Here is a 1228-nt window from a genome sequence, read left to right as displayed (position 1 = left end):
GAGGATGAAGGGCTCGCCACCGCCAGGTGGCGAGCTTTTTCAAGTTCATGGCAGCGAAAACAAGCATCGCTTGGTGCTGAACTTTTGACTTTCTTCGCAAGTTCGTCCAACGCATGCCATGCTTGACTTTCATATCGGCAAAAACTCTCTCGATCGTTTCTTTTCGCCGTGCATAGATTTCTTTATTGGTTTCGGTATGTCTCAGATGCTCTGCTTCTTCTAAAGCCTCTTCCCAAATATGACGATGGATTTGTTTGGTATGGGATCGACTTTGTGTACATTGGGCAAGGACTGGACAGTCCTTGCAAACTTTAGGATTGGAAACATATTGTTTGTATCCTTCTCTGGTTGTGGTTCGGTACGGTAACACTTGGTCTTGTGGACAAAGATAACAGTCATAATACACATCATACACATATTCGTGTTTTCGAAAGAATTCTTTTTTCGTCATGGGTCGTTTATAAGGCATCACAGGCCGAACCTGTTCATCTAATAATAATTTCGCAATAAAAGGCGTTTTGTAACCTGCATCCACAGCCACGGCTGTGGGCTTTCCTACTGTATCTTTCAGCTTTTGGTATAGCGCAGGAAACACTTGACTGTCGTGAATATTTCCAGGTTCTACCATCGCTCCTAAGACAAATCCATTTCGATCACACCCTGTGTGAAACGAGTAAGCAAATTGTCGCTCTTGTTCGTTTTTTACATAGTATCCGCTATCTGGGTCGACCGTACTTTCTTTGATCTCCCGTACTTCCTTTGTCTTAGGAGCGAATTCCTTTTTTCCTTGTTTTTTTCGATCCTCTCGAATCTCTTGATCTAACTGTTCTTGGTAGCTTCGTGTTTGAGCTTCTACTACTCGCTTGATATATTTCTTTTTGTTGGCGCTCGCTTTCACATGAGTAGAATCCATAAACATCACATCAGGTTCGATGAATCTTCGATTCATCGCCTCTTTTAGAATTCGTGTAAAGATTTCTTCGAACAAGTTTGTACCTTCAAACCGACGTACATAATTTTTCCCAAACGTAGTGAAATGGGGTATTTTTTCCGTTAAGCTATATCCAATAAACCAACGATACGCCACATTGGTTTCGATTTCTTTGATGGTTTGACGCATCGAGCGTATTCCAAATAAATATTGAATGAGTGCTATCTTGATTAAAACAACAGGATCAACGCTGGGTCTCCCATTATCCAGACAGTAATGCTCTTCTACCAGTTCATA

At 41.5% G+C, this 1228-nt stretch carries 1 protein-coding gene; it reads right to left on the bottom strand.

The features are described 5' to 3' along the window. Positions 1-1228 (bottom strand): IS1182 family transposase (locus GSM42_RS20280; protein ID WP_160803378.1); only part of this gene is annotated, 1228 nt, incomplete at both ends.

It is taken from the genome of Shimazuella alba (genome assembly GCF_009831235.1).
In the GTDB taxonomy this organism is placed as follows: domain Bacteria; phylum Bacillota; class Bacilli; order Thermoactinomycetales; family Thermoactinomycetaceae; genus Shimazuella; species Shimazuella alba.
Note: the sequence above shows the minus strand (reverse complement) of the source record. Positions and strands in the feature narration are given on the sequence as shown.